The organism is Acidovorax temperans (assembly GCF_006716905.1).
Lineage (GTDB): Bacteria > Pseudomonadota > Gammaproteobacteria > Burkholderiales > Burkholderiaceae_C > Acidovorax > Acidovorax temperans.
Window position 1 is genome coordinate 1,041,218 of sequence record NZ_VFPV01000002.1, and the last position, 24,651, is coordinate 1,065,868.

At 60.4% G+C, this 24,651-nt stretch carries 23 protein-coding genes; 16 read left to right on the plus strand and 7 right to left on the minus strand.

Translation table 11 applies throughout. The annotated features are described in order from the left end of the window. Nucleotides 1-74: 74 nt before the first annotated feature. From dnaJ to grpE, 3 genes are all read right to left on the minus strand, one after another. Nucleotides 75-1,214 (minus strand): molecular chaperone DnaJ, encoded by a 1,140-nt coding sequence (gene dnaJ, locus BDD18_RS13015; RefSeq protein ID WP_142083637.1) that lies wholly within the window; start codon nucleotides 1,212-1,214, stop codon nucleotides 75-77. Between the two features lie 106 nt (nucleotides 1,215-1,320). Then, complete coding sequence (dnaK, locus tag BDD18_RS13020; protein WP_142083639.1) at nucleotides 1,321-3,258, minus strand: molecular chaperone DnaK; 1,938 nt, start codon at nucleotides 3,256-3,258, stop codon at nucleotides 1,321-1,323. A gap of 96 nt (nucleotides 3,259-3,354) precedes the next feature. After that, complete coding sequence (gene grpE, locus BDD18_RS13025) at nucleotides 3,355-3,906, minus strand: nucleotide exchange factor GrpE (RefSeq protein WP_066690788.1); 552 nt, start codon at nucleotides 3,904-3,906, stop codon at nucleotides 3,355-3,357. A 262-nt stretch (nucleotides 3,907-4,168) separates the two neighbouring features. On the opposite strand from grpE, the gene rpsF reads away from it, so the two are divergent. From rpsF to tnpA, 6 genes are all read left to right on the plus strand, one after another. Then, complete coding sequence (rpsF, locus tag BDD18_RS13030; RefSeq protein WP_142083640.1) at nucleotides 4,169-4,546, plus strand: 30S ribosomal protein S6; 378 nt, start codon at nucleotides 4,169-4,171, stop codon at nucleotides 4,544-4,546. 15 nt (nucleotides 4,547-4,561) lie between these two features. Further along, nucleotides 4,562-4,852, plus strand: a complete 291-nt coding sequence (gene priB, locus BDD18_RS13035) for a primosomal replication protein N (protein WP_044397944.1) — start codon at nucleotides 4,562-4,564, stop codon at nucleotides 4,850-4,852. 17 nt (nucleotides 4,853-4,869) lie between these two features. After that, nucleotides 4,870-5,151, plus strand: coding sequence for a 30S ribosomal protein S18 (gene rpsR, locus BDD18_RS13040; RefSeq protein WP_044397946.1), 282 nt, complete (start codon nucleotides 4,870-4,872; stop codon nucleotides 5,149-5,151). A gap of 12 nt (nucleotides 5,152-5,163) precedes the next feature. Continuing rightward, entirely contained in the window at nucleotides 5,164-5,616 is a 453-nt protein-coding gene (gene rplI / locus BDD18_RS13045; RefSeq protein ID WP_066690791.1) for a 50S ribosomal protein L9, read from the plus strand. 171 nt (nucleotides 5,617-5,787) lie between these two features. After that, a complete protein-coding gene (gene dnaB / locus BDD18_RS13050) occupies nucleotides 5,788-7,209 on the plus strand; it encodes a replicative DNA helicase (RefSeq protein ID WP_142083642.1) in 1,422 nt (473 codons plus the stop codon). Nucleotides 7,210-7,367: 158 nt separating this feature from the next. Further along, nucleotides 7,368-7,799 carry an IS200/IS605 family transposase gene (gene tnpA, locus BDD18_RS13055; RefSeq protein ID WP_026437438.1) on the plus strand — a complete coding sequence of 144 codons (432 nt, stop codon included), beginning with the start codon at nucleotides 7,368-7,370 and terminating at the stop codon, nucleotides 7,797-7,799. Between the two features lie 167 nt (nucleotides 7,800-7,966). Here the strand turns inward: tnpA and BDD18_RS13060 are convergent, their stop codons facing one another. From BDD18_RS13060 to BDD18_RS13070, 3 genes are all read right to left on the minus strand, one after another. After that, nucleotides 7,967-8,341 carry a hypothetical protein gene (locus tag BDD18_RS13060; protein WP_338071816.1) on the minus strand — a complete coding sequence of 125 codons (375 nt, stop codon included), beginning with the start codon at nucleotides 8,339-8,341 and terminating at the stop codon, nucleotides 7,967-7,969. Between the two features lie 14 nt (nucleotides 8,342-8,355). Continuing rightward, nucleotides 8,356-10,101, minus strand: coding sequence for a PhoH family protein (locus tag BDD18_RS13065; RefSeq protein WP_066690798.1), 1,746 nt, complete (start codon nucleotides 10,099-10,101; stop codon nucleotides 8,356-8,358). Nucleotides 10,102-10,284: 183 nt separating this feature from the next. Continuing rightward, nucleotides 10,285-10,770, minus strand: coding sequence for a peroxiredoxin (locus BDD18_RS13070; protein WP_044397955.1), 486 nt, complete (start codon nucleotides 10,768-10,770; stop codon nucleotides 10,285-10,287). A gap of 181 nt (nucleotides 10,771-10,951) precedes the next feature. Here BDD18_RS13070 and BDD18_RS13075 point away from each other — a divergent pair, with 181 nt between their 5' ends. Beyond that, nucleotides 10,952-11,953 carry an IS1595-like element ISCsp2 family transposase gene (locus tag BDD18_RS13075; protein WP_011805960.1) on the plus strand — a complete coding sequence of 334 codons (1,002 nt, stop codon included), beginning with the start codon at nucleotides 10,952-10,954 and terminating at the stop codon, nucleotides 11,951-11,953. Between the two features lie 123 nt (nucleotides 11,954-12,076). Here BDD18_RS13075 and BDD18_RS13080 read toward each other — a convergent pair whose 3' ends face one another. Continuing rightward, nucleotides 12,077-12,454, minus strand: a complete 378-nt coding sequence (locus tag BDD18_RS13080) for an Mth938-like domain-containing protein (protein WP_066691971.1) — start codon at nucleotides 12,452-12,454, stop codon at nucleotides 12,077-12,079. A gap of 146 nt (nucleotides 12,455-12,600) precedes the next feature. On the opposite strand from BDD18_RS13080, the gene BDD18_RS13085 reads away from it, so the two are divergent. From BDD18_RS13085 to BDD18_RS13125, 9 genes are all read left to right on the plus strand, one after another. Beyond that, nucleotides 12,601-13,836: a pyridoxal phosphate-dependent aminotransferase gene (locus tag BDD18_RS13085; RefSeq protein WP_142083643.1), complete on the plus strand. Its 1,236-nt coding sequence runs from the start codon at nucleotides 12,601-12,603 to the stop codon at nucleotides 13,834-13,836. 98 nt (nucleotides 13,837-13,934) lie between these two features. Further along, nucleotides 13,935-15,269: a homoserine dehydrogenase gene (locus tag BDD18_RS13090; RefSeq protein WP_066691974.1), complete on the plus strand. Its 1,335-nt coding sequence runs from the start codon at nucleotides 13,935-13,937 to the stop codon at nucleotides 15,267-15,269. 73 nt (nucleotides 15,270-15,342) lie between these two features. Then, nucleotides 15,343-15,657: a response regulator gene (locus BDD18_RS13095; RefSeq protein WP_066785402.1), complete on the plus strand. Its 315-nt coding sequence runs from the start codon at nucleotides 15,343-15,345 to the stop codon at nucleotides 15,655-15,657. Nucleotides 15,658-15,676: 19 nt separating this feature from the next. Continuing rightward, nucleotides 15,677-17,122 (plus strand): threonine synthase, encoded by a 1,446-nt coding sequence (gene thrC, locus BDD18_RS13100; protein WP_044397961.1) that lies wholly within the window; start codon nucleotides 15,677-15,679, stop codon nucleotides 17,120-17,122. A gap of 192 nt (nucleotides 17,123-17,314) precedes the next feature. Beyond that, on the plus strand, nucleotides 17,315-17,872 hold the full coding sequence (gene mobB / locus BDD18_RS13105) for a molybdopterin-guanine dinucleotide biosynthesis protein B (protein WP_066691965.1): 558 nt from the start codon (nucleotides 17,315-17,317) through the stop codon (nucleotides 17,870-17,872). After that, nucleotides 17,869-19,119, plus strand: a complete 1,251-nt coding sequence (locus BDD18_RS13110; protein ID WP_142083645.1) for a molybdopterin molybdotransferase MoeA — start codon at nucleotides 17,869-17,871, stop codon at nucleotides 19,117-19,119. Before mobB ends, BDD18_RS13110 begins: the two co-directional genes overlap by 4 nt. Further along, on the plus strand, nucleotides 19,116-19,367 hold the full coding sequence (moaD, locus tag BDD18_RS13115) for a molybdopterin converting factor subunit 1 (RefSeq protein ID WP_142083647.1): 252 nt from the start codon (nucleotides 19,116-19,118) through the stop codon (nucleotides 19,365-19,367). The genes BDD18_RS13110 and moaD overlap by 4 nt, the downstream gene beginning before the upstream one ends. A 265-nt stretch (nucleotides 19,368-19,632) precedes the next feature. Next, nucleotides 19,633-22,515 carry an SNF2-related protein gene (locus tag BDD18_RS13120; protein WP_142083648.1) on the plus strand — a complete coding sequence of 961 codons (2,883 nt, stop codon included), beginning with the start codon at nucleotides 19,633-19,635 and terminating at the stop codon, nucleotides 22,513-22,515. Nucleotides 22,516-22,649: 134 nt separating this feature from the next. Continuing rightward, complete coding sequence (locus tag BDD18_RS13125; RefSeq protein ID WP_142083650.1) at nucleotides 22,650-24,647, plus strand: site-specific DNA-methyltransferase; 1,998 nt, start codon at nucleotides 22,650-22,652, stop codon at nucleotides 24,645-24,647. Nucleotides 24,648-24,651: the final 4 nt, after the last annotated feature.

The window sequence follows — 24,651 nt, forward strand, 5'->3', positions numbered from 1 at the left end:
TAAACCGGGTCGCTTTTTGTGAAGGCTACAGCGCTGCCGCCTGGCTGTGCGCTGGTGCAGCGCACAGAAACCGATCAACTGAAGAAGTTCTTCAGACGGTCTGTCCAGCTCTCGCCGCTGGGCGAATGGCGGGAGCCGCCTTTTTTCAGAGACTCTTCCAGTTCGCGCAACAGCTTGCGCTGGTGCTCGGTGAGCTTGACCGGCGTTTCCACCGCGATGTGGCAGTACAGGTCGCCAGGGTAGCTGGAGCGCACGCCCTTGATGCCCTTGCCGCGCAGACGGAACTGCTTGCCAGCCTGCGTGCCCTCGGGGATATCAATGGCCGCCTTGCCCGCCAGCGTGGGCACTTCGATCTCGCCGCCCAGGGCCGCCGTGATGAAGCTCACGGGCACCTGGCAGTGCAGGTCATCGCCATCGCGCTCGAAGATGTCGTGCTTCTTGATGCGGATTTCGATGTACAGGTCACCGGGTGGCCCACCGTTGGTGCCTGGCTCGCCGTTGCCGGTGCTGCGAATGCGCATGCCATCGTCGATGCCCGCAGGAATCTTCACTTCCAGCGTCTTCTGCTTCTTGATCTTGCCCTGGCCATGGCACGCGGTGCAAGGCTCAGGAATGATCTTGCCGGTGCCGCGGCAGTGCGGGCAGGTTTGCTGCACGCTGAAGAAGCCCTGGCGCATCTGCACGGTGCCAGAGCCCTGGCAGGTGCCGCAGGTCTTGGCGCTGGTGCCTGGCTTGGCACCGCTGCCGTGGCAGGTGTCGCACGAATCCCAGGACGGGATACGGATTTGCGCATCCTTGCCGCGTGCTGCTTCTTCCAGCGTGATCTCCATGGCGTAGCTGAGATCGCTGCCACGGTACACCTGGCGGCCACCCGCGCCACGGCGTCCGCCCTGCTGGCCGAACATGTCGCCGAAGATGTCGCCAAACGCCTCGGCAAAGCCGCCAAACCCTTCTGCTCCACCCCCGGGGCCGCGCATGTTGGGGTCTACCCCCGCGTGGCCGTATTGGTCGTAGGCGGCCCGCTTTTGCGGGTCGGAGAGCATCTCGTAGGCCTCTTTGGCCTCCTTGAATTTCTCCTCGGCGGGCTTGGCTGCATCACCCTGGTTGCGGTCGGGGTGGTGCTTCATCGCCAGCTTGCGATAAGCCTTCTTGATTTCTTCGTCCGAAGCGTTTTTGGCAACGCCCAGGACTTCGTAAAAGTCTCTTTTCGACATGGTGATCTCTGGCCCGGTTGGAACAGGAACGCCGCGCAAGCCTGGGAGCCTGTGTGTGCAAGCTCTTTCGGCCCCGCGCGGCGGCTGGGGTCAACGCGAGGGGCGATTAGCCCTTCTTGACTTCCTTGACCTCTGCGTCGACCACGTTGTCGTCGTCAGCGGGCTTGGCCGAGGCGCCTGCACCTTCTGCACCGCCTGCTGCCTGGGCTGCTTGCGCGGCCTGCGACTCGGCGTACATCTTCTCGCCCAGCTTCTGGCTGGCAGCCATCAGCGCGGTCGTCTTTTCGTCGATGGCAGCCTTGTCTTCACCCTTCAGGGCCTCTTCCAGGTCCTTCACGGCAGCGGTGATGGCATCCTTTTCAGCGGCCTCGAGCTTGTCGCCATGCTCGGCCAGGCTCTTGTTCACGCTGTGGACAGCGGCTTCACCCTGGTTGCGGGCCTGGACCAGTTCCAGCTTCTTGTGGTCTTCGGCCGCGTTCAGTTCGGCGTCCTTGACCATGCGCTGGATCTCTTCTTCCGACAGGCCCGAGTTCGCCTTGATGGTGATCTTGTTTTCCTTGCCGGTGCCCTTGTCCTTGGCGCCGACATGCAGGATGCCGTTGGCGTCGATGTCGAACGACACTTCGATCTGTGGAACACCACGGGCTGCCGGTGGAATGCCTTCCAGGTTGAACTCGCCCAGCAGCTTGTTGCCCGAAGCCATTTCACGTTCACCCTGATAGACCTTGATGGTCACGGCAGGCTGGTTGTCATCGGCCGTCGAGAAGGTCTGTGCAAACTTCGTCGGGATGGTCGTGTTCTTGGTGATCATCTTGGTCATGACGCCGCCAAGGGTTTCGATACCCAGGGACAGGGGAGTCACGTCCAGCAGCAGCACGTCCTTGCGGTCGCCCGACAGCACTTGGCCCTGAATGGCGGCGCCCACGGCCACGGCTTCGTCAGGGTTCACGTCCTTGCGGGGCTCCTTGCCGAAGAATTCCTTGACCTTCTCTTGCACCTTGGGCATACGGGTCATGCCACCGACCAAGATCACGTCGTTGATGTCCGACACGCTGATCCCGGCATCCTTGATGGCCGTGCGGCAAGGCGCAATGGTGCGCTCGATCAGCTCTTCCACCAGGGCTTCCAGCTTGGCGCGGGTCAGCTTCACGTTCAGGTGCTTGGGGCCTGAGGCGTCAGCGGTGATGTAGGGCAGGTTGATGTCGGTCGATGCGGAGTTCGACAGCTCGATCTTGGCCTTTTCAGCGGCTTCCTTCAGGCGTTGCAGGGCCAGCACGTCCTTGGACAGGTCAACGCCTTGTTCTTTCTTGAACTCGCCAATGATGTAGTCGATGATGCGCTGGTCGAAGTCTTCGCCGCCCAGGAAGGTGTCGCCGTTGGTCGACAGCACTTCGAACTGCTTTTCGCCATCCACATCGGCGATTTCAATGATGGACACGTCAAATGTGCCGCCGCCCAGGTCATACACGGCAATCTTGCGGTCGCCCTTTTCCTGCTTGTCCAGGCCAAAGGCCAGGGCTGCGGCAGTGGGTTCGTTGATGATGCGCTTGACTTCCAGGCCGGCAATGCGGCCAGCGTCCTTGGTGGCCTGGCGTTGTGCGTCGTTGAAGTACGCAGGCACGGTGATCACGGCCTCGGTCACGGGCTCGCCCAGGTAGTCCTCGGCGGTCTTCTTCATCTTGCGCAGGATGTCGGCCGAGACTTGCTGGGGCGACAGCTTCTTGCCGCGCACTTCCACCCAGGCGTCACCGTTATCGGCGGCCACGATGGAGTAAGGCATCAGGTCGATGTCCTTTTGCACTTCTTTTTCGGTGAACTTGCGGCCAATCAGGCGCTTGATGGCGAACAGCGTGTTCTTGGGGTTGGTCACGGCCTGGCGCTTGGCCGATGCGCCGACGAGGATCTCGCCGTCTTCCTGGTAGGCGACGATGGAAGGCGTGGTGCGTGCACCTTCGCTGTTTTCGATCACGCGGGTGGTGTTGCCCTCCATGATGGCGACGCAGCTGTTCGTGGTGCCCAGGTCAATGCCGATGATTTTTCCCATGATTTTTCTCCGAATGCTTGAATAGTTTGGATGGCTAGTAACTTGTGGATAACTTGCGTTAGTTCAAGTCGTCCCTCTCGATTTACCTTAAAAAATTTATTTGGGGGCGCTGACAGTGACCAGTGCAGGGCGCAGCACACGCTCCGCAATCACATACCCCTTTTGCAGCACAGTCACGATGGTGTTGGGCTCTTGCTCAGAAGGCACGACGCTGATCGCCTGATGCTGGTGTGGGTCGAACTTGGAGCCCGCTGCGGGATTGATGGCCAGCACCTTGTTGCGTTCCAGAGCTGAGGTGAGCTGGCGCAGGGTCGCGTCTGCTCCTTCGCGAAGTTGCTGGGGCGTGGCTTCCTTGATGGCCAAGGCTGCATCCAGGCTGTCTGCCACGGGCAGAAGGCTTTCGGCAAAGCTCTCGATCCCGAACTTGCGGGCTTTGGCTACTTCGTCTTCGGCGCGGCGGCGGGCGTTTTCCGCCTCTGCCTTGGCGCGCAGGAACTGGTCTGCCAATTCAGCACTCTTGGCCTTGAGCTCAGCCAACTCGCCTTGCAGGCGCGCCAGCTCGTCGGAGGCATTGGCGGCCATGGCGGCTTCCACTTCCTCGGGGGACGGGGCGGCTGATGAAGATGTGTTCTGGCTGTTGTCGGACATGTCGTAGTCTTTGTAAATAAAACAGTACGCGCGAGAGCTTGGGGGCTTTCGCTGAATTTCAAGCCGTGGGGGCAAAAGAACCTTGGTTTGGCCCTTGGAGCGGCTGTTTTTCCAGGCGCTTGCCCAGTATGGGAAAGGCAAAAAGCAGCCAGAGTGTACAAGTGTGCTGCCAAAGGCTATAATTTCCGGCTTTGCCTTGCCACACCGCACAATCTCGAAAAGATTGGGACGCAGCGGGCGGCTTTATCCAAAAGGAGTATGCATGCGTCATTACGAAATCATTTTGTTGATCCATCCGGATCAAAGCGAACAAGTTCCAGCCATGCTGGAGCGCTACAAGGGCATGATCACCGCTGGCGGCGGTAAGGTGCACCGCGTGGAAGACTGGGGCCGTCGTCAACTGGCGTACCTGATCAACAAGCTGGCCAAGGCCCACTACCTGTGCGTGAACATCGAAGCCGACCAAGCTGTGATGGCTGAGCTGGAGCATGCCTTCAAGTTCAACGACGCCGTGCTGCGCCACCTGACTGTCAAGAAGAAGAAGGCTGAAACCGGCCCATCTTCCATGATGAAGACTGTTGAGCGCGAAGAGGCCCGCAAGGCCAGCCAAGCCGAGTACGCAGCTGCTGGCGAGCGCTGATCCATCCACTTTGGAGTGGAGAACCGCGTCGTCTTGACAGCATGCATTGCAGAGGCTGAGTCCCTGCGATACACCCCCGCCGGTTTGCCTGCCATCAACCTGCGGCTCGAACACGAGTCGCAACAGACAGAAGCAGGTCACCCCCGGGCCGTCAAGGCTGCCATCAAGGCCGTTGCCTTTGGTGCAATGGCCGAGCGGCTGGCGAGGCAGAACATCGGAAGTCTCTGGACTTTTTCGGGTTTTCTGGCCACCCCGCGCAACGGCAAAAACGCAGTGCTCCACATCCAGGATATTCAACAAAATTAATTTTCAAGGGGTCCGCAATGGCCACGTTCAAGAAGTTCAATAAAGACAAGCGCCCAAAGCGCAACACCCAGTCCCTGCTGTTCAAGCGCAAGCGTTTCTGCCGCTTCACAGTGACCGGTGTGGAAGAGATCGACTACAAGGATGTCGATACCCTGCGTGATTTCATCGCCGAAAACGGCAAGATCATTCCCGCGCGCCTGACCGGCACGCGCGCCATCTACCAGCGTCAGCTGAACACCGCCATCAAGCGCGCTCGCTTCCTGGCCCTGGTGCCTTACAGCGACCAGCACAAGATCTAAGGAGCACAACCCATGCAAATCATTCTGCTCGACAAGGTTGTGAACCTCGGCAACCTCGGCGAAATCGTCAAGGTGAAAGACGGCTACGCCCGTAACTTCCTGATTCCTTCGGGCCGTGCTCGTCGCGCCACCGAAGCTGCCAAGGCAGAGTTCGAAGCCAAGCGCGCTGAACTCGAAAAAGCTGCTGCCGCCAAGCTGGCAGAAGCCCAAGCCCAAGGCGAAAAGCTGGCTGGCACCACCATCAAGCTGACACAAAAAGCTGGTGTGGACGGCCGTCTGTTTGGTTCTGTGACCAACCATGACATCGCTGAAGAGCTGAACAAGCAAGGCTACAAGGTTGCCAAGTCTCAGATCCGCCTGCCCAACGGCCCTATCAAGGTCGTGAGCGAAAGCACTGTGAGCGTTGCTCTGCACACCGACGTGGTGGTGGACGTGACGGTTTCGGTCTACGGCGAAACTGCCTGATTTTCTTCAGGCAATCCAAGCAAAGCCGCCCTCGGGCGGCTTTTGTCATTGGGTCGGCCTGATTTGTACAGGATTGCCCACCTGCAGTCCACAGATTGCTCACAGGCTTATCCCCGCAGGTCATGTGCCTGTGTGAGGAATAGCATCCAGACATCGTTCGGAGAATTTCCTATGTCCGCAGTCTTTCCTCCCCTAGATGACCAGGGCTTTGCTGCACCCAGTGTTCAGGACAGTGAGGTAGCTCGTTTGCGCATTCCACCCCATTCGGTGGAAGCTGAGTCCAGTGTGCTGGGTGGGTTGCTGCTCGACAACAATGCCTGGGATCGCGTGGGAGACTTGCTGACCGAAAGCAACTTCTATCGCCATGAGCATCAACTGATCTTCACAGCGATTGCGAGCCTGGTGAATGCCAGCAAGCCCGCCGATGTGATCACTGTGTTCGAACACCTGCGCAGCCTGGGCAAGGCGGAAGAGGTGGGAGGGCTGGCGTATTTGAATAATCTGGCGCAGTACGTCCCCAGTGCCAGCAACATCCGTCGCTATGCCGAAATCGTGCGTGAGCGATCCATCCTGCGCAAGCTGGTCACCGCCAGCGATGAGATTTCCACGAATGCGTTTGATCCGCAGGGCAAGACCGTCGAGCGCATTCTTGATGAAGCAGAAGCCAAGATTTTCGCCATCGGCGAGGAAGGCTCGCGCAACAAGCAGGGGTTTCAGTCGCTCGATACGCTGGTGATCGACCTGCTCGACAAAGTGCAGGAGATGGCTGACAACCCGGCGGATGTGACGGGGGTGCCCACAGGCTTTGCTGATCTGGACCGGATGACTTCGGGGCTGCAGGCGGGCGACATGATCGTGTTGGCGGCTCGCCCTTCGATGGGGAAGACCTCGTTCGCGGTGAACATTGCCGAGCACGTGGCGCTCAACGAAGGCCTGCCTGTCGCCATCTTCTCCATGGAAATGGGCGCTGCTCAATTGGCCGTGCGTATCGTGGGTTCGATTGGACGTGTGAACCAGGGCAACTTGCGAACCGGCAAGCTCACAGACGACGAGTGGCCGCGCTTGACCGAGGCGATTGAAAAGCTGCGCACAGTGTCGCTGCACATCGATGAAACCCCTGGCCTCACACCAGGCGAATTGCGCGCCAACGCTAGGCGCTTGGCGCGCCAATGCGGCAAGCTCGGGCTCATCGTGGTGGACTACCTGCAGCTCATGAGCGGCTCGGGCGCGGGCAGCGCCGACAACCGTGCGACCGAACTGGGGGAAATCTCCCGGGGTTTGAAGATGCTGGCCAAGGAACTGCAATGCCCGGTGATTGCACTCTCGCAGCTGAACCGTTCGGTGGAGCAGCGCACTGATAAGCGCCCGATGATGTCCGACCTGCGTGAATCGGGCGCCATCGAGCAGGATGCGGACATCATCATGTTCATCTACCGCGACGACTACTACAACAAGGACAGCAAGGAGCCGAACGTGGCCGAGGTCATCATCGGCAAGCAGCGTAACGGCCCCACCGGTACCGTAAAACTGTTCTTCCAGAAGAACCAGACCCGCTTCGAGAATCTGGCCATGGGTTCGGGTGACGACTATTGATAAAAATAGCTGCTGGCGCTTGCTGAATAAGCGCTAGCTACCAAAAGGAGGCCCCCCGGCTCTGCCGGGGAGGCAGTAGAAGTTTGACTTTTCAGGAGGTTGTCCACCGTAGAGACTTTCAATCGTGAGCCGCCAAGCAAACGAAAGGAAGAAACACGATGGACAAGTATGAAAGTTTGAGTCACACGGCCTGGGATTGCAAATATCACGTGGTCTTCATCCCCAAGTGTCGAAGGCGAACGCTGTACAAGCAGCTACGCGAACACCTGGGTGAGGTATTCAGAAAGTTGGCCGCGCAAAAGGAATGCAGGGTTGAAGAGGGGCATCTGATGCCCGATCACGTGCACATGATGCTGTCGATCCCACCGAAGTACTCGGTGTCGCAGGTGGTGGGCTTTATCAAAGGCAAGAGCGCAATCCACCTTGCGCGGGTGTACGGAGAGCGAAAGCGCAACTTCGTGGGTCAGCACTTCTGGGCGCGAGGGTACTTCGTCTCGACGGTGGGACGCGACGAAGCGGTGATACGGGAGTACATCCGAAACCAGGAGAAGGAAGACGAGAGGTTGGACCAACTCGGTCTATGGAGGTGAGTAGCCACCGATAGGTGGCCCCAAGAATGAGGGGCCGCGTTAGCGACCCCTTACAGCCGCTTTGAGCGGCTCACATCCCGAATGCCCCCGGCTTTGCCGGGGGATGGTTACTAGCTATAAAAATTATAGCTAGCGGAATCGAGGTTGGGCGCGTAGCCCGTTCGCCTCTACTGCTTGAGCGCCCACACCAGTAGCCCCGCACAGGCGCACGCCACGATGGTAAGGGCCAAGGTCAAGCGGCGGTTGTGCTGGCGCAAGTCTTCTACCGCCTGGATCACCTGGGCATTTTGCTGAGCGAGGGACTGGATCAGCGCCGCCCCGTCCAGTTGTTCCTGCTCCAGCTGCAGCACGCGTTCACGCAAATGCTGCAGCTGTACGTCGGTAGGCAGGGCGGCTTCTGTCCCGGCGTCTGCGATAGAGCCCGCTGCCGTGGCCTCTGCTTTGCCCTTTCGGGTGGCGCCCAGCAGCTTTTTGGCGGCTTGCAGAATCTGGGGTGTGGCCTCAATGACATCGCCCCAGGGCACCAGTTTGAGTGCAGTCACCCAGCCGACCATGGTCAAAGCACCTCGCTGGCGAAGTCTGCGAGGCGCGAACGTTCGCCGCGTGCGAGCGTAATGTGCCCGCTGTGAGGCCAGCCTTTGAATCGATCCACTGCATAGGTCAGGCCGGACGAGCCTTCGGTCAGGTACGGTGTGTCGATCTGTGCCAGGTTGCCCATGCAGATGATCTTGGTGCCAGGGCCTGCGCGGGTGATGAGCGTCTTCATCTGCTTGGGCGTCAGGTTCTGTGCCTCGTCGATGATCACGTACTTGTTCAGGAACGTGCGCCCTCGCATGAAGTTCATGCTCTTGATCTTGATGCGGCTGCGGATCAGTTCGTTGGTAGCAGCACGGCCCCATTCGCCTGCATTGCCGCCGTCTCCTTTGGCCAGAAATTCCAGGTTGTCGTCCAGCGCACCCATCCAGGGGCCCATCTTTTCTTCTTCGGTGCCTGGCAAGAAACCGATGTCCTCGCCCACACTCACCGTGGCGCGGGTCATGATGATCTCGGTGTAGCGGCGGTCGTCCAGCACCTGGGTCAGTCCTGCGGCCAGGGCCAGCAGGGTCTTGCCGGTGCCGGCAGTGCCGGTCAGCGTGACGAAGTCGATCTCAGGATCCATGAGCAGGTTCATCGCAAAGTTCTGCTCGCGGTTGCGGGTGGTCACGCCCCACACGGCATTCTTGGCTGAGCCGAAGTCCTTGAGGGTTTGCAGCACCGCAGTTTTTTCGCGGATCTCGCTCACCCGGGCGAACAGGCTGGGCTCGCCGGGTGCTTCAAAGTACACAAACTGATTGATCATCAGTTGCGGCACGATCGGGCCACCGATGCGGTAGTACGTGTGTGCGCCGCTTTGCCAGCTTTCGACGTTCTTGCCGCTCTTGGACCAGAAGTCCTGCGGCAGTGCGAGCACCCCCGCGTACAGCAGGTCGCCATCGTCCAGGGTCTTGTCGTTCTGGTAGTCCTCGGCGTTCAGCCCCAGCGCACGCGCCTTGACGCGCATGTTGATGTCTTTGGAAACCAGCACCACTTCGCGCGGTGCGTGCTCTTTGGACAAAGCCGCCACAACGCCCAGAATCTGGTTGTCGGCCTTGCCAGCTGGGAGGCTGGTGGGCAGGCTGTAGTCCAGCGGTGCGGTCTGGAAGTACAGGCATCCACCGGCGGCACGCTGCCCTGTGGAATCCAGCTTGAGCCCGCGTCCGATGTCCGCCCCCTCGACTCCCGCGAGCGCATCCAGTGTCCGGCTGGTCTGGCGGCCATTGCGCGCCACTTCGGTCATGCCCTTCTTGTGGGCATCCAGCTCTTCCAGCACGATCATCGGTAAGAAGATGTCGTGCTCTTCAAAGCGGAACAGGCTGGTGGGATCGTGCAGAAGGACGTTGGTGTCGAGCACAAACAGCTTGGCTGGGCCTTGCGTTTTTTTGCTGCGTGGCAGGCTCTTGCCCTGGCTGCCCTGGCTGCCGTTGCTTGCGGTCACTGGGGTATTGCTGATGGTTTTCTTCGCAGCAGCCTGGCGCGTAGAAGTCGTAGATTTGGGCGTCGCCACGGCAGGGGCTGTGGCCTTGGTGGCAGCCTCCGCCGTGTTGCGCGTGCGTCGGCGCATCGGTGCAGCAGCAGTGGGGGCCTCCAGTGCAATGGTCTCAGTGACTTCTTCAGGCTCTGCAGCGACTGCGCGAGAGCTTGCGCGGGCCGGGTTTACCTTGTTTTCATAGGCTTCGGGCGAGAGACGGGCGGCGCGGCGGCCAGGGGCGGGTGGCAATGGCATGGTGTGCGAAGGCCTCAAGCAAAAGTGTTCAGAAAGCAAAAAGCCGCCTGGAGGCCAAGGCGGCTTTTAAGGAGGGAATGGGTCGTTGCAAGGTGCAAAGGCATCGACCCATTATGCCCATCTCGTGTGACGGAGCGTTGTGCGCGCAAGCACTCCGTAGGGTGTTGCCAATACAAGTGTCGATCAGGCAGCTTTTTTGAGGGCCTTGATGGATTTCACGGCCTTGAGCACTTCGTCCACATGCCCGGGCACTTTCAGGCCGCGCCACTCTTGCAGCAGCAGGCCATCAGGGCCGATGAGGAAGGTGCTGCGCTCAATGCCCTTGACCTTCTTGCCGTACATGATTTTGTTCTTGACCACGCCGAACATGTGGCACATTTTTTCTTCGGTGTCTGCGATCAGTTCGAAGGGCAATTCCAGCTTTTCCTTGAAGTCGTCGTGGGACTTCATGTTGTCGCGAGAAACGCCAAATACTGCAGCGCCAGCCTTGGCAAAATCTTTGTACTTGTCGCGGAACTGCATGGCTTCAGTGGTGCAGCCGGGCGTGTTGTCCTTGGGATAGAAGTACAGAATCAGAATCTGGCCCGTGTGAGACGTGTTGGAGACTTTGATCCCGCCGGTCGCGTTGGCTTCAAATTCAGGGAGGGGTTTGTTGACAACGATCGCCATATCACTTCAATCTCTCAGGATGTAGTCGTTGATAAGCCGGGGGAGCAGGTGTGTTATTGTTTTTGGTGGTGCCCCCGACCGCAACCCGCAATTTTACTCTGAAAATGCTACAAGACCAAATGCAGGGCCTGTATGTATGTAAGGGGTATCTATTTAGCTCCAGTGACGTGAGAATAGCTGGATGGAAACCCAGATGCTAACGCCAACTCCTGGACGGGACTACCCCCGCACCTGGAACGAATTTCTTGACTGGTTTGCCACCGAAGAGGCTTGCCAGGCGTTCCTGGAGAAGCTTCGGTGGCCCCAAGGCTTCGTCTGCCCGCGTTGCGGCAACGCTGGCGATGTGTACCGCGCCAGCCGCACCCGCCTGATGTGCCGCTCATGCCAGTACCAAGGCACAGTGACATCTGGAACCATCTTTGACAAGACGCGCACACCGCTGCGTGTCTGGCTGGCTGCAGCTTGGTACCTGACCAATCAGAAACAAGGCGTGAGCGCCCTGGGGCTGCAGCGCGTATTGGGTTTGGGGAGCTACCAGACCGCCTGGACCATGCTGCACCGGTTTCGACGTGCCATGGTCCGCCCGGGCCGGGACAAGCTCAAGGGGCTTGTGGAGGTGGATGAAACGTACCTGTCCATCACGGATCGCAAGAATCCCGCCACCCCTGCAGGGCGCAAGAGCAGCACCACCAAAGTGTTGATGGTCATGGCGGTGGAGATCGTGGAGCCCAAGGGGTTTGGGCGCATCCGGTTACGCCGCATTGACCGAGACGCCGCCACCCACGTAATCCCCTTTGTGCAGGAGGTGGTCGAGCCTGGAGCCCAGGTACGCACGGATGGTTCGGCGGCATACCGCGCTCTGGGAGAACTGGGTTACACCCACCAGCGCACCGTCATGCTCGGCTCAGGCGTACCTGCCCATGTCTCCATGGCGGGAGTGCACCGGGTCGCCTCACTGGTACAGCGCTGGGTGCTGGGAACACATCATGGCTCTGTACAGCCAGACCACCTGGACGCCTATCTCGATGAATTCGTGTTCCGTTTCAACCGGCGCACATCCAGCTCACGCGGGATGCTGTTTTACCGCTTGCTGCAGCAAGCGGTGGTTACGCCGCCAGTGACGTATGGGGATGTCGTGAGCAAGAACACCGGGGAGAGCCAATCGGATACCATTGCTGGATGAAATCACAGTATTAATGGGGCTACTGGAGCTAAATAGATACCCCTTATGTATGTACATGCCTGCATATGCATGTCCGCTGGCGAAAGGGCATGCGGCGGTGTTTTTGGGCTGCGCGCCCAGCGCTCAGGCGCCGGTTTCAAGAATAAGTGCCGCCACTACATTGCGGCCCTCGCCGGCCAGGATGTTGTAGGTTCGGCATGCGGCTGCGGTATCCATCGTCTCCAAGCCCAGCCTTCTCGCCATCAGAGGCTGCAGCCATGCGGGGTTGGGAAAGCGGTTGCGGTTGCCACTTCCGAAGATGATCAGTTCGGTGTCGAGTGTGGCCAAGTGTTCGAAGTGAGCGGGTGTCAACTCTTCAAAGCGCGAGCAGTTCCACGGCTGCAGGAGCCCGCTCGAGCCCACGATCAAGCTCTGGGTGTGCTTTTCGCCATCCACGCCAATCCAGTCGGGGCCATATCCGTGGATGGTTTGGGCGTCGGAACGGTCGGGCTGGAATTTCATGGTGTGCCTGAGTGCGAGGTGCGTCATGTGCCTTGGCTGGCGGGACACCTGGGGAGTGGGTAGGTTCTGAACTGTGGTCAAATTATAGGTTTCGCCAAGGCACGCCGTGCCTGGGTTGGCCTTTGTCCCCGTCATTCCCGCCCGCCATGAAAACCGTTCACAAATCCGCCAAGCTTGCCAATGTTTGTTACGACATCCGGGGTCCCATCATGGACGCGGCCAAGCAGATGGAGGAAGACGGTCACAAGATCATCAAGCTCAATATTGGCAATCTGGCGGTCTTTGGTTTTGATGCCCCCGAGGAAATCCAGCAGGACATGATCCGCAACCTGCCCAACTCGGCGGGCTATTCGGACAGCAAGGGGATTTTTGCCGCGCGCAAAGCCGTGATGCATGAAACCCAGAAGCAGGGCATCAAGGGTGTCACGCTGGATGAGATTTATCTGGGCAATGGGGCCAGCGAACTGATCGTGATGGCCACCAACGCCTTGCTGGACAACGGCGACGAACTGCTGCTGCCGTCCCCTGACTATCCGCTGTGGACGGCCGCCGCCAGCCTGTCGGGGGGCACCCCGGTGCACTACTTGTGCGATGAGGCCAATGGCTGGATGCCGGATCTGGACGACATCCGCGCCAAGGTGACGCCCCGCACCAAGGGCATTGTGGTCATCAACCCCAACAACCCCACCGGTGCTTTGTATTCCGAAGAACTGCTGCGAGGCATTCTGGCCATCGCACGTGAGCATGGCCTGGTGGTGTTTGCGGACGAGGTGTACGACAAGGTGCTGTACGACGGTGCCAAGCACACCGCGCTGGGCTCGCTCAGTGAAGACGTGCTCACGCTCACCTTCAATTCGCTGTCGAAAAGCTACCGCTCGTGCGGCTACCGCGCTGGCTGGCTGGTCGTCTCCGGCGACAAGAAACCTGCCAAGGACTACATCGACGGTTTGAACATGCTGTCGAACATGCGCCTGTGCGCCAACGTGCCGGGGCAGTGGGCCATCCAGACTGCGCTGGGCGGTTACCAAAGCATCAACGACCTGGTGTGCGAAGGCGGTCGCCTGCGCAAGCAGCGCGATCTGGCGTATGAGCTGATCACTGCCATCCCGGGCGTTACCTGCGTGAAGCCGCGCGCCGCGCTGTACATGTTTCCCCGCCTCGATCCCGCGGTGTATCCGATCAAAGACGACCAGCAGTTTTTCCTGGAGTTGTTGCAGGAGACCAAGGTCATGCTGGTGCAGGGCACCGGCTTCAACTGGGGCGCGCCAGACCACTTCCGCATCGTGTTCCTGCCCCATGAGGACGATCTGCGCGAGGCCATTGGCCGCGTGGCCAAGTTCCTGGAACAGTACCGCAAGCGCAGCCAATTGGCTGCTGCGTAATGTGAACGGGCCGCAGACGGGCCCGCAGGAACGCCTGCCCATGGCGCTGATGAAGAGCGCCGAGTGAATTACCGATTAAGAGCAAAAGAGTTATGACCATGAAACCCATCCAAGTAGGCCTGCTGGGCATCGGCACCGTCGGCAGCGGCGTGTTCAACGTATTGCAACGCAACCAGGACGAAATCAGCCGCCGCGCTGGCCGGGGCATTGAGATTGCCATGGTGGCCGATCTGGATGTGGAGCGCGCCAAGAGCGTGGTGGGTTCGAAGGTTCAGGTGGTCAACGACGCACGTGCCGTCATCGCCAACCCTGACATCGACATCGTGATCGAGCTGATCGGCGGCTATGGCGTGGCCAAGGCACTGGTGCTGGAGGCGATTGCCGCCGGCAAGCACGTGGTCACCGCCAACAAGGCCTTGCTGGCCGTGCACGGCACCGAGATTTTTGCGGCGGCATCTGCCAAGGGCGTGATGGTGGCCTTCGAGGCCGCCGTGGCCGGTGGCATTCCCATCATCAAGGCGCTGCGCGAAGGTCTTACGGCCAACCGCATCCAGTGGATTGCCGGCATCATCAACGGCACCACCAACTTCATCCTGTCCGAGATGCGCGACAAGGGCCTGGACTTTGACGTGGTGCTCAAGGAAGCCCAGCGCCTGGGCTACGCCGAGGCCGACCCGACCTTCGACATCGAAGGCGTGGACGCCGCGCACAAGGCCACCATCATGTCGGCCATCGCTTTCGGCATTCCCGTGCAGTTCGACAAGGCCTATGTGGAAGGCATCACCAAACTGGGTGCGGCCGACATCAAGTACGCCGAGCAACTGGGCTACCGCATCAAGCTGCTGGGCATCACCAAGCGCGCCGAAAAGGGCATTGAGCTGCGCGTGCACCCAAGCCTGGTGCCTTCCAAGCGCCTGATTGCCAATGTGGAAGGCGCGATGAACGCCGTGGTGGTGCAGGGCGACGCCGTGGGCACCACGCTGTACTACGGCAAGGGTGCGGGCTCTGAGCCCACCGCCAGCGCCGTGATTGCCGACCTGGTGGACATTGCCCGCCTGCACACCGCCGACCCTGAGCACCGCGTGCCGCACCTGGCGTTCCAGCCCCACACGCTGACCGATGCCATGGGCGCCCTGCCCGTGCTGCCCATGAGCGAAGTGGTGACCAGCTACTACCTGCGCCTGCGCGTGGCCGATCAGGCGGGCGTGCTGGCCAAGGTGACGGGCCTGCTGGCCGAAGCCGGTGTCAGCATCGACGCCGTGCTGCAGCGCGAGGCGGACGAAGTGGGCGGCGAAGGCTCCACCCAGACGGACCTGATCATCCTCACGCACGACACCCGCGAAGGCACCATGGATGCCGTCATCGCCCAGATGCAGGCGCTGCCCACCGTGCTGGCCCCCATCACCCGCATCCGCAAGGAAGAGCTGAACTGATCCCACCCCGTGGCAAGGCCGCGCACAGCGGCTGACCCGCGGGCACTGACGGCAATCTCCATGCGCACCCGCCATGCCCACCCTGGTTGCAGTTCTCACCTTGGTCGCTTTGCTCAAGCTGTCCAATGTGGACATGCCGCGCTGGCATCTGGCCTTCTGGTTCGGTGTGTTGGTGGGGGCGGCGCTCATGGGGCACATGCCCCGGCTGCACGCGGTGGGGCATGGCCTGCTGAGCTTTGTGCAGGCCTGGGTGTACTTTGTGTTGCTGGACCGCACCGACAACCGCCTGGACCGCGTGTGGCACTGGCTCATCCTCATCGGGGGCTTCGGTCTCATCATCATGGCGCGCATGCTCATCGACATCCGCGCCTACGGCATCAGTTTTTGAACCCTCACGGGACCCTCTCATGAAATACCTCAGCACGCGCGGCCACGCAGACCGCAAACAGTTCTGCGACATCCTGCTCGAAGGCCTGGCGCCCGATGGCGGTCTGTACTTGCCCGAGCACTACCCGCAGGTGGACGACGCCATGCTCACGCGCCTGCGCAAGGCCTACCACGAGCAAGGCTACGCCGAGCTGGCCTTCCAGATCCTGTCGCTGTACATCGACGACATTCCTGCGGCCGATCTGAAGGCCCTGTGCGCCAAGACGTACACCGCTGAAGTATTCGGCACGGGCGAGATCGTGCCCCTGCGCCACCTCGAAAACAGCCTGTGGCTCGAAGCCCTGTCCAACGGCCCCACGCTGGCCTTCAAGGACATGGCCATGCAGCTCTTGGGCAACCTGTTCGAATACGAACTGGGCCGCCGTGGTGCCGAGCTGAACATCCTGGGCGCCACCAGTGGCGACACCGGCAGCGCGGCCGAATACGCCATGCGCGGCAAGAAGGGCATTCGCGTGTTCATGACCAGCCCGCACGGCCGCATGAGCCCCTTCCAGCAGGCGCAAATGTTCAGCCTGCAGGACGAGAACATCCACAACATCGCCATCGAAGGCGTGTTCGACGATTGCCAGGACATCGTCAAGGCCGTCTCCAACGACCTGGAGTTCAAGCGCAAGTACAAGATCGGCACCGTCAACTCCATCAATTGGGCGCGCCTCTTGGCGCAGGTGGTGTACTACTTTGCGGGCTACATCCAGGCCACCGAGACCAACGACCAGAAGGTCAGCTTCACCGTGCCCTCGGGCAACTTCGGCAACGTCTGCGCCGGCCATGTGGCGCGCATGATGGGCTTGCCCATTGCCAAGCTGGTGGTGGCCACGAACGAGAACGACGTGCTCGACGAGTTCTTCCGCACCGGTGTGTACCGCGTGCGCGGCAGTGCGGATACGCACGAAACGTCGAGCCCGTCCATGGACATCAGCAAGGCCAGCAACTTCGAGCGCTTTGTGTTCGACCTGCTCGGCCGCGACGGTGCCAAGACCAAGGCGCTGTTTGGCGATGCGCTGTCGCAATCGGGCCAGTTCGACCTGAGCCAGGACCCCCGCTTTGCCGACGCCGCCGCCAAATACGGCTTTGAAAGCGGCAAGAGCACCCATGCGGACCGCCTCGCCACCATCAAGGACAACTACCAGCGCCACGGCGTCACCATCGACACCCACACCGCCGACGGTGTGAAGGTGGCGCTGGAACACCACAGCGACGCCAGCGTGCCCATGATCGTGCTGGAGACGGCGCTGCCCATCAAGTTCGCGGCCACCATCGAGGAAGCCCTGGGCCATTCGCCCGAGCGGCCCGCGAAGTTTGAAGGCATTGAAGCCCTGCCCAAGCGCGTGCAGGTGATGCCTGCTGATGTCACCCTGATCAAGGCCTACATCGAGCGCCATTGCGCCCCGGCCGTGTTGGGCTGAAGGCGGTTTTTTGGAGCGCCCCGGCCATCAGCCCCGGCGGGCTGCTGGCATGTGTGGGCAGTGATATGAGTGAAAAATGCCCCTGGCGCTTACTGGATAAGCGCTAGCAGCTATAAATAGCATAGCGGTGTCTGTTTGCGTTGCGGTGCCACTGGTTGCCCGTACGGACAGGTGCCCACCAAGGAGCATGGGATGAAGGTTGTAGGCTTTGCCGGGTTCTCCGGCAGTGGCAAAACCACGTTGGTAGAGCAATTGATTCCCGAGCTGCGCCTGCGCGGCCTGCGGGTGTCGGTGGTCAAGCATGCCCACCACAGCTTCGATATGGACCACCCCGGCAAGGACACCTACCGCCACCGCGAGGCCGGAGCCTTTGAGGTGGTGGCGGCGTCGGACAAGCGCCTGATGCTGGTGCGCGAGTTTGAACAGCCCGCCGTGCTCAGCGTGCACCACCTGCTGGCAGAGTTGTACCAAGGGGTGGACTGGGTGCTGGTGGAAGGCTTCAAGGAAAGCGACCTGCTCAAGATCGAAGTCTGGCGCGCGCCAGAGCCCGGCAAATCTGAGCGGCCCGTGCGCTACCCGGAAGACGGCTTTGTCGTGGCCATTGCCACCGACGCTCCTGACCAATTGCCCGAGCCCACCCTGCGGCCGGTGCTGGATTTGAACGCTCCCGCCCAAGTGGTCGATTGGATGTTGCAGAACGCCGATCGCTTTGAATACGACTGGGAAATGCACGGAGAAACCCTGCGATGAACGCCCCCCAGAAACCCCGCTCGCCCCTCAAGCCCCTGGATGAAGCACTGGCCGACCTGCTGGCCCACGCGCAGCCGCTGCCGGGGCTGGAGACTGTAGACACCTTCAACGCCGACGGGCGTGTGCTGGCGCAAGACTGCGTGTCGGCCCTGCACGTGCCGCCGCAAGACAACAGCTCGATGGACGGCTACGCCGTGCGCCTTACCGATGTGGCCGCTGTTGGCGTGGTGCTGCCCGTGTCGCAACGCATTGCTGCGGGCAGCGCTGGCGAGCCGCTGGCTGCTGGCACGGCCGCCCGCATCTTCACCGGCGCGCCGGTGCCCGAGGGGGCTGACGCCATCCTGATGCAGGAAGACTGCGAAGCACTGGCCGCGGCTGAAGGCCTGGGCCAGGTGCGCATCAATGCCGTGCCGGCTGCCGGGCAGTGGATTCGCCGTGCGGGCGAAGACATCACCCAGGGCGCGGTGGTGCTGCAGGCAGGCACGCGCCTGTCGCCCGCCGAACTGGGCCTGGCCGCCAGCATTGGCATGCACCAGCTCCAGGTGGCGCGCCGCCCGCGCGTGGCCTTGTTCTCCACCGGCGATGAACTCGTCATGCCCGGTGAAGTGCCGCCCGAGCAAATGCGCCCCGGTGCCATCTACAACAGCAACCGCTTCTTCTTGCGCGCCATGCTGCTGCGCCTGGGCTGCGAGGTGACGGACTTCGGCATCGTGCCCGACCGGCGCGAGGCCACCATCGAAGCCCTGCGCCAGGCAAGTTGCGACCACGACCTGATCCTGACCAGCGGTGGCGTGAGTGTGGGCGAGGAAGACCACATCAAGCCCGCCGTGGAATCGCTGGGCCGCCTGGACTTGTGGCAAATCGCCATGAAGCCCGGCAAACCCTTCGCTTACGGCACTGTGGGCAAGGCGCATTTCATGGGCCTGCCGGGCAACCCGGTGTCCAGCTTCGTGACCTTTGCCGTGCTGGTGCGGCCCTTTGTGCTGCGGCTGCAAGGCGTGCGCGATATTGCTCCTAAAAAAATAGCTGCTACCGCCCGATTTGATTGGCCCAAGGCCGATAAACGCCGTGAATTTCTGCGGGTGCGCCAGCACCCCGATGGCGGGCTGGAGCTGTTCCACAACCAAAGCTCGGGCGTGCTCACCTCGGCGGCCTGGGGCGATGGCCTGGTGGACAACCCCGCAGGCCAGACCATTGCGGTGGGCGACACCGTGCAATACCTCGCTTTTTCGGAGCTGCTGCAATGAAGATCACCGTCCGCTACTTCGCCTCCATCCGCGAGGCCATCGGCCACGGCAGTGAGTCGGTGGACACCACGGCCACTACTCTGGGCGCGCTGCGTGATGAACTCATCGCCCGGGGCGGCGCCCACGCCAGCAGCCTGGCCCGCGGCCGCGCGGTGCGCATGGCGCTGAACCAGAACCTGAGCGACGAAGCCGCCGCGCTGGCCGACGGTGCCGAGGTAGCTTTTTTCCCGCCCGTGACGGGCGGGTGAGGGGGGGATGCGCGGGCGGGTGCCAGTGGGTATCGTCGCAGGTTGACTCAACACCCCCGGCTACAAAGGCGGCTTGGCGGATAGATTCAGGCACTCGCGCCATGTGGTGGATCAGGCACGAACCGCATTGAACCGCTCACTGAGGGTCGTCGATGCGCTGTGCAAGGCGCCGATAAGCTCAACCCGAGCGGATATTTCAAGGTCAAAGCGGCCTGCGCAGTGGCGACCCCTCCGATCTGCTTGGGCACCACCAAAGAGACGTTGCATGACATATTCCGGCGAACACGACATCCAGGTTCCGCACACCACAGCGCATCACGCCAAGTACTTTGCGTGGGAGCTGACGCGCCGTCGTGCTGCATCTGAAGAAGACCGCCTGGCCCAATCGCTTTTCGATGCCAGTGTGGACCTAAACCCCCACCAGATTGACGCAGCCCTTTTTGCCCTCAACAACCCCCTGAGCAAAGGCGTGGTGCTGGCCGACGAAGTGGGGCTGGGCAAGACCATTGAAGCCGCGCTGGTGTTGTGCCAGTTGTGGGCCGAGCGCAGGCGCCGCCTGCTGGTGATTTGCCCAGCAGCCTTGCGCAAGCAGTGGGCGCAAGAGCTGTCAGATAAATTCAACCTACCCGCAGAGGTGCTGGATGCACGCACCTGGCACCGGCTTCGTGAAGGCGGTATTTACGACCCGTTGGACCGCGACGTCATCAGCGTCATGTCCATCCACTTCGCCGCCCGCATGGAAGCCCAGTTGGCCGCCGTGCCGTGGGATGTGGTCGTCATCGACGAAGCCCACAAACTGCGCAACGCCCACCGCAAGAGCCATGAAACCGGGCAAGCGCTCAAGCGTGCATTGGGCGGCCGCAAAAAATTGCTGTTGACAGCGACACCTTTGCAAAACTCCTTGATGGAGTTGTACGGCCTTACCTCGCTCATTGACGAAGAAATCTTTGGCGACGAGCGCAGCTTTCGCTCGCAATACAGCAGTATCGATGGCGACATCCAGTCTTTGCGCCGCCGCCTGCAGCCCTTCATCAAGCGCACCCTGCGCCGCGACGTGCTGGAGTACGTGCCGTACACCCAGCGCCATGCACTCACCACGCCGTTCTCCCCCTCAGAGGAGGAAGTCCGGTTTTACGAGCTGATCTCCGCCTACCTGCAGCGCGACTTCAGCTACGGCTTCCCAACCCGACAAAAACACTTGGTCGGCCTCATCTTGCGCAAGCTGCTGGCTTCTTCCACCGAAGCCGTAGTGGCCACGCTGGATGCCATTCGCACCCGGCTGCAGCGCCTGCTCGACAAACAGACCATCGACGAAGAGTGGATTCAACAACTCATTGAAAACGAAGACCTCGACGAAGATTTGTTGGAGGAAGATGACCCGGTTGCCTCGCAAGCCGACGGCACACCGCCCGTGGACTACGCCCTGGTGCGCGAAGAGCTGGCCGAGCTGGACGAATACCTACGCCTTGCCCGCAACATCCGCGAAGACCAAAAGTCACACGCGCTGTTGTCCGCGCTGCAACAGGGCTTTGAGCGCATGGGTGCCATGGGCGCGGCCCGCAAGGCAGTCATCTTTACCGAGTCCCGCCGCACCCAAGACTACCTGGCCCGCTACTTGGAGGCCCATGGCTATGCGGGCAAAGTTACCCAGTTCAGCGGTGGCAACCAAGGCCCCGCATCCACCGGCATCTACCAGCGCTGGCTGGCCCAATACACTGGCAGTGACCGGGTGACCGGTTCCCCCGCCATTGACCGCCGCACCGCGCTCATCGACCACTTCCGCCAAGAGTCAGAAATCCTTATCGCCACCGAAGCTGCGGCCGAGGGCGTGAACCTGCAGTTCTGTTCGCTCGTCGTCAACTACGACCTGCCCTGGAACCCCCAGCGTGTGGAGCAGCGCATTGGCCGTTGCCACCGCTACGGCCAGCGGTTCGATGTAGTGGTCATCAACTTCTTGAACCAGCGCAATGCGGCTGATCAGCGCGTGCTGGAGCTGCTGCAAGACAAGTTCCACCTGTTCGACGGCGTGTTTGGCGCGTCGGACCAAGTGCTCGGCCAAATTGAGGGCGGCATCGACTTTGAAAAGCGCATTGCTGAAATTTACGACCGCTGCCGCACCCCTGCCGACATCGACGCCGCCTTTGCGCAGCTCCGCACCGAGCTGGACGCTGATATCCAAGCCCGCATGCAAGAGACCGAAAAACTCTTGCTGGAGCACTTTGACGCCGACATCCACGACCTTCTGCGCAGCCAGAAAGAGCGCGCCGAGAGCCAGCTCGACCGCGTGACCCGCTTCTTCTGGTGGCTCACGCAGTACGTGCTGGCAGGGCAGGCGCGGTTTGACACCGCAAAGCTGGGCTTCGAGCTGCAAACCCCGCCCGTAGTGCAAGCGCCCGCAGGGGTTTACCAGCTCATCCGCAAGGGCGAAACCCCGCCCGAGCACGCCCGCATCTACCGCCTGACCCACCCGCTGGGCCAATACGTGCTCGACACCGGGCGCAACCTGCCAGCGCCCCTGCAAAGCCTTACCTTCCACTACGGCAGCCACAAACCCCGCATCAGCATGGTGGAGCGCCTGGTGGGTCAAAGCGGCTGGATGCAGCTCAGCCTGCTGGAGCTGGACAGCTTTCAGCACGAAGAGCACCTGGTGTTCACCGGCATGACCGACACCGGCGAAGTGCTGGATCAGGAAAGCTGCGAAAAGCTTTTCTACCTGCTGGCCACCACCACCGACCTGCAAGCCAGCCCACCCATGGAGCTGCAGGCCAATGCCCAGCGCCAGCTTGAGGCCACCCTCAGCCGCGCGTTGGAGCTCAACGACCAGTTCTTCCAGCAAGAGCGCGACAAGCTCGAAGCCTGGGCCGACGACCGCATCGCCTCTGCCGAGCAGGCCCTGAAAGACACCAAGCTCAAGCTCAAAGGCCTGAAACGCCAGGCCCGCATGGCCCTAAGCATGGAAGACGCAGAGCGCCTCCAACGAGACATTGGTAGGACCGAATCCGAGCAGCGCCGCCAGCGGCAAGAGATATTTGCTGTGGAAGACGAAATCGAAGCCCGGCGCGACGCGCTCATTGCCGCTCTGCAAAAGCGCCTGCACCGCGCCAGCCGCAACCAAAGCCTGTTTGTGCTGCGCTGGAGCGTGGTGTGACGTGTCGCCAAAACCCGAAAATATCGACACGTTTTCGCCATATGTCGATGCCGCGTACATGTACCGCACACCCCATTAGCCACGCCAGACTTGCGCCACATCCCGAATACACCTGCCAGCACCCATAAGAAGCTATGACCAACACCGCCCACCTCACCGAACTCGGCCACAGCCCCGACGCACTGGCCCAGCGCCAGGCCGACCTGCTGGCCCTGCTGCGCCAGACTGCCCCCGAAGTGTTGAGCGACAACCAAATCAATATTGAAAAACTCAAAGAGCTGCTGGGCCAAGAGCGCATAGCGCCAGCGGAGCACTACGAGCTGAACTGGGCCGGCAAAACCGAAGCCCGCCGTGAAATACAAAAAACCAGCAGCCACACCCTGCGGCCAGACGCCAACAACCCGGCCCACGCCCAGCACATGCTCATAGAGGGTGAAAACCTGGAAGTGCTGCGCGTGCTGCAAAAAAGCTACTACGGCAAGGTCAAGATGATCTACATCGACCCACCGTACAACACCGGCAACGACAGCTTTGTGTACCCCGACGACTATTCAGAAACGCTGGACGAATACCAAAAACGCACGGGCGAGAAAAGCGCCGAAGGGTATTTGAACAAGCAAAGCCTGTGGAAGAAAAACAGCAAGGAAAGCGGCCAGTACCACAGCGCGTGGCTGAGCATGATGTACCCGCGCCTGTATTTGGCGCGGAATTTATTGCGCGATGACGGGGTTATTTTTATTTCGATTGATGACAATGAAGCGGCGAATTTGAAGTTGCTTTGCGATGAGATTTTTGGGGCGGAGAATTTTGTTGGGTGCATTATTTGGAAGAATGTTACTGACAACAATCCAACTAATGTGACGACAGAGCATGAATATGTGCTGGTCTTTTCTAAGAATAAAAGTCAGTTGGCCGGGCAGTGGAAGAGCAGCTTGTCGGACGCGAAGAGCAAATTAATTGAAGTTGGAAAAGAGCTCATTGCTAAGCATTCAAACCAGAAGGACTTGCAGACCGAATACACAACTTGGTTTAGAGAAAACAAGAGTTTTCTGGGTCAGTTGGATAGATACAAATACATTGACGTTGATGGCGTCTACACCGGAAGTCAAAGTGTCCACAACCCCGGCCGGGAGGGGTATAGATATGATGTTTTGCACCCGACTACAAAAAAGCCTTGCAAGCAACCATTGCTCGGATACAGGTTTCCACAGGAGACCATGCAAAAACTTCTCGACGAAAAAAAGATCTTGTTTGGTGATGATGAATCCAAAATCATTGAGCTAAAAGTTTACGCGCATGAATTTCAAGATAAGTTGTCAAGTCTGATTGATTTTGATGGTCGTGTTGGTGCTTACGATCTACGGGAGCTTTTTAGCGAAGCCATAAAGGTTTTCAATAATCCAAAGCCTGTTGAGTTTCTTTCGAGATTCTTTTCTTACATTACCAAAGATGACGACATCATTCTCGATTTTTTCGTCGGTAGTGGTACTACTACACAGGCAGTGATTGAGCTCAACCTCGAAGACGGCGGCAAGCGCCAAAGTATTTGCGTTCAAATGCCCGAAGTTCTGGAGGAAAGCACCGAAGCCTACAAAGCGGGCTACCGCACCATTGCCGACATTACCCGCGCCCGCATCGACAAGGTGATTGCCAAACTCAAAGCCGAGCACCCCGATAAAACCGCTGATTTGGCCTGCGCCCATTTCACGCTGGCCCCGTCCAACTTCAAGGTATGGCGTGGCGATGTGGGCAGTGCCGATGCGCTGCGCGAGCAGTTGGCCTTGTTCCAAAGCGCCGAAAAGGCCGGGCAGCCCCAAGCCACCGACGCGCAGACCGCCATGCTGACCGAGCTGTTGCTCAAGCATGGCTTGGGCGCACTGGGGGTGCATGCAGTCAGCGCACCTAAGCAGGTGGCGGGCGTGACGGTGCACCGCGTGCTGCTGCCCGACGACAAGCACTTGTGGCTGTGCTTTGAGCCCTACACCGACGCGCTGAAAGACGAGTTGGTGAAAGCCCGCCCGGCGCAGGTGGTGCTGCTCAATTCCTGCTTTGTGGGTGACAAAGCGGACGAGCAGCTGGCCAACCTGCAACTGGAGCTGGCGGGGCTGGATATTGGCCTGACGGTGATTTGAACGG